4 protein-coding genes are annotated in these 3838 nt (G+C 66.5%); 3 read left to right on the forward strand and 1 reads right to left on the reverse strand.

The features are described from left to right. Positions 1 to 760: molybdopterin-dependent oxidoreductase (locus G3N92_RS32000; protein ID WP_206131539.1), on the reverse strand; the 760-nt coding region annotated here is incomplete at its 3' end. A 93-nt stretch (positions 761 to 853) separates the two neighbouring features. Between G3N92_RS32000 and G3N92_RS32005 the strand changes: the two genes are divergently transcribed. The 3 genes from G3N92_RS32005 to G3N92_RS32015 all read left to right on the forward strand — a co-directional run. Next, on the forward strand, positions 854 to 1765 hold the full coding sequence (locus tag G3N92_RS32005) for a LysR family transcriptional regulator (RefSeq protein WP_206131540.1): 912 nt from the start codon (positions 854 to 856) through the stop codon (positions 1763 to 1765). Between the two features lie 83 nt (positions 1766 to 1848). After that, entirely contained in the window at positions 1849 to 2541 is a 693-nt protein-coding gene (locus G3N92_RS32010) for a hypothetical protein (RefSeq protein ID WP_206131541.1), read from the forward strand. A gap of 393 nt (positions 2542 to 2934) precedes the next feature. Next, a partial coding sequence (locus tag G3N92_RS32015) for a M48 family metallopeptidase (RefSeq protein WP_206131542.1) occupies positions 2935 to 3838 on the forward strand: 904 nt, incomplete at its 3' end.

A 3838-nucleotide genomic window follows, 5' to 3' on the forward strand; every position in this document is an offset into this window, starting at 1 on the left:
AGGTGCAGCCGAACCGTCGGTGGCGGGGGGCGGTGGCCATCAACTGCCGCGCGCTGCCCCTCGCGAGCGCAGCGTCGGTGCCGGGCCGCACGCGCAGCCAGACGTCCGCCTCGCGGGCGAGCGCGGTCGGGCGCGGGTCGGCCACGATCAGCTTCGCGCCGTTGCGGCGGCCCGCGGCGATCGCGTCGGCCTGCGCGAGCCAGGTGTTGGCCGGGTTGGTGCCCCACAGCAGGATCACCTCGGCGTGGCGGTAATCGGCGGTGGGGATGCCGCAACCGAACGTGAACGCGTGCGCCACGTCCTTGTGCCAGTTGCAGATTTCCGTCGCGTAGCAGATGTTCGGGCTGCCGTACGACCAGATGAAGCGCTCGACCCAATCGATGCTGTCGCTCATCGGCGTGCCGCTCGGCGTGGTCACGCCGAACGCCACCGATTCGGCGCCGTGCTCGCGGCGCAGGTTGCCGAGCTTGTCGGCGATCGTGTCGAGCGCCTCGTCCCAGCCGATCCGCACCCAGCCCGGATCGGCGGCGTCTTTCGGCGCGGTGCGGCGCATCGGGTACAGCACGCGGTGCGGGCTGTGCACCAGTTCGGGCGCGGATTTGCCTTTCAGGCACATCGCGTGGCCGGTGGGGTGGTCGCGGTCGGGGCGCACTTCGGTCAACTGATCGCCGCGCACGACGTTGATCGTGCCGCAGCGCGACCGGCAGAGCGTGCAATAGCCCTTTTTTTCCAGCGGGGGAGGTGCGTTGTCGGGTTCCATGCAGCGATCCTACGAAACCACAATCGCCGCCGAATTCATCTTTTTGATCCGGCAATATAGTATTTTTCAATACCTCGCCGCCGGGGGCGCACCATGCCGCGACAGATCACGCTGCGCCAGATCGAGTACTTTTTGTCGGTCGCCGATACCGGGCAGATCTCGCAATCGTCGAATCTGTGCAATGTTTCGCAGTCGTCGATGACGATCGCGCTGCAGAATCTGGAAGACGCGGTGGGCGTGCCGCTGCTGTCGCGTCACGCCAAGGGCGTGCGCCTGACGGATGCCGGGATGCGCTTCCTGCGCCACGTGCATCAGGCCCGCCAGTCGGTCGCGGAGGCCGTGCTTGCGGCGCAGGAGGAACCCGCGCAGATCGCCGGGCTGGTGCGGATCGGCATGACGGAAACCATCTCTGCCTATCTATTGCCGTCGATCATGTCGGTGGTCACGCGCCGCTTCCGCAACCTGCAGGTGGAGGTGGTGGAGCGCGACCGGGAGGCCATCGAACGGCAATTACTCGACGGAGAACTGGACGCGGCGCTGCTACTGGTGTCGAATACGGCCCTTCACGACGATTTGAAGGGCGAGACGATGATCCGCTCGCCCCGCCGCCTGTGGACGCCGCCCGATCACCCGCTGCTCGAGGCGCAGCGCGTCACGCTCGACGATGTCGCCAACGAGAATTTCCTGCTGCTCGACATGGACGAGCATGTCCAGACGGTTGCCCGTTACTGGGGCAAGTACGGCGTCGCGCCGCGTGTGCGCATGCAAAGCAAGTCGATCGAGGCCGTGCGCAGCCTGGTGGCGCTCGGCGAGGGCGTGACGATCCTGTCGGATCTGGTTTACCGCCCGTGGTCGCTCGAGGGCAGCCGCATCAGCCGGCGCGATCTCAGCGTCGAGGTGCCGACCATGGACGTCGGCGCGGTGTGGCGGCGCGATGCGGTGCCGAGCCGCCAGGTGCGGGTGCTGCTGGATCTGTTCCGCTCGTGGAAGCGAACCGGCCCATAGGCTTGTGCGGATGGCCGCCGGGCCGGGCTGGGTGCATGATGTCGGTCTGTGTACCGGTGTTGAACGATTGAATTGACGAAAGAATGAAGAAAGCGAAACCCAAACTGACTCGCCAGGATGCCGAACGCCTTTTCGCGGCGTTGCCGGGCGCGGGCCTGAGCAGCGGCCCCAGCAAGAGTTCGGCCAGCAAGCCGGTCAACCCGTTCGGCCCGAGCCCGATGGCCACCAATACGCTCGCGCCGGTTCAGCGGTCCGACGACGAAAGCCGCCTCTGGAAGGACAACCTGATCACGCTGCCGATCGCCGTGGAGCTGCCGGCCGGCTATGCGTCGGTGTCCCAGGTGCACGCGGCGATCGTGCGCGCCTGGCGCGTGCGCTGGGTGCGCGAGGCCGGTCACGAGGTGGTGGCCGAATTCCCCGAGGGCTGGAAGGCGGTGCGCCCGCCCACCGGGCCGATCGAGCTGCGCGATGCGTCGAACGCCGTGCGGGCGGTGTACGGCTGGTCCGAGGACGCCGAGGTGCGGATCCTCACGCGCTACCAGCTCGAAACCCAGTCGAACAGTTCGAGCGGCATGGGCAGCCTGCTGATTCGCGACCGCGCCACCGGCAAGATCCTCGAACGCTCGTCGATCTGGTCTGCCATGACCGGCACGCGGCATCCCGAGTGGCAACGGCTGTCCGGCTGGCTCGGCGAGCATTTCCCGCAGCATCGCGATCCGTTCCGCTACTGGGACGATTGCGAAGCCGGCGCGGCCGAGGGCGGCCAGCCGGCCTGAGCCTTGCGCCGGCGGCGCAGCGCCCGAAACCCGCGCAGCCTCCCGGCCCGCGGGTTTTTTGTTGGCGGCGCGAATCCGCCCGGATAATCGGCGCGATATTCGCGCTTGTGCGCCCCCGGTAATTACGTTTTAATAACGCGCATTCCGCCATGCGCCGCGATTTGGCGCGGGCGGATTATCAGAAAATCGAACGCATCGCCTCGGCCCGGAAACGATTCCATTGCCGGGCGATGAAGTTTCGATGAAACAAGCGCGGCGCGTTCACTGCGTCATGCCGTGCCGCCGGGGGAAATCCAGAATCCGCTTGCCCGCCAGGGCGCTCCCGCGCGTGCCGGCCCGATGCGCCGCGTCGTTCGCCGAGTTGAAAAACAGCCTGGAACCTGGAGAGAACCGATGTCGAAGCTTGCCAATCAATTCCGCAACAAGCGCGAAAAACCGTATCACTGGTTGATGCTGATTAGCGGCGCATTATTGTGGTTCGCGATTTACCTGTTCGTCGTCACGGCGATGGGTAACCCGAAACTCAGGGAATATGCGATCTTGATCGTCCAATACGGCATCATGTTCGGCATTTTCCATTGGCTGGCCGGCGCCGCTTATCGCGCCACCGCCTACGGCAACATGGTGCTGCTCGGCCCGAAGCAGTTCCCGCGCTTGCACGCGATGGTGGTGGAGGCCTCCGAGGCGATCGGCCTGGCCGTGCCGCCCGAAACCTTCGTCTACAACTCGAACGGCGTGTTCAATGCGTTCGCGCGGCGGCTGTTCGGCGGCGGGCGTTACGTGTTCCTGACCTCCGCGCTGGTGGAGGCGAACGACGACGCGCAGGTGCGGTTCGTGATCGGCCATGAAATCGGCCACCACGCGGCCGGCCACCTGAACCCGTGGCTCAACTTCATCAAGCTGCCGGCCCACTTCGTGCCGTTCCTCGGCAAGGCCTATTCGCGCTCGCGCGAATACACGTGCGACCGGATCGGCACCTATCTGTCGAAGGACGCGGCCGCCTCGCGCAGCGCGTTGCAGATGCTCGGCTGCGGCTGCCGCCGCCTGAACGCCGAGATGAACTGCGAGGCGTTCGTCGCGCAGGAGCAGATGGTGCCGCGCGTGTTCGGCTTCCTCACCGAAATCAACCGCTCGCACCCGCGCCTGACGCGCCGCGTCGCCGCGATCAATGCCGACGTGGCCGGCCGCGGCTATGCGGCCGCCGCGCAGCAGACGCGCGAGATCGGAACAGCGCGTGTAGGGAAGGCGTGTTGGTGGCAGTGCACACCTCCGTGTTCGCCGTGTCCACTGAAAAACA

Origin of the sequence: Burkholderia sp. Ac-20379 (assembly GCF_017104645.1) — a bacterium.
Lineage (GTDB): Bacteria > Pseudomonadota > Gammaproteobacteria > Burkholderiales > Burkholderiaceae > Burkholderia.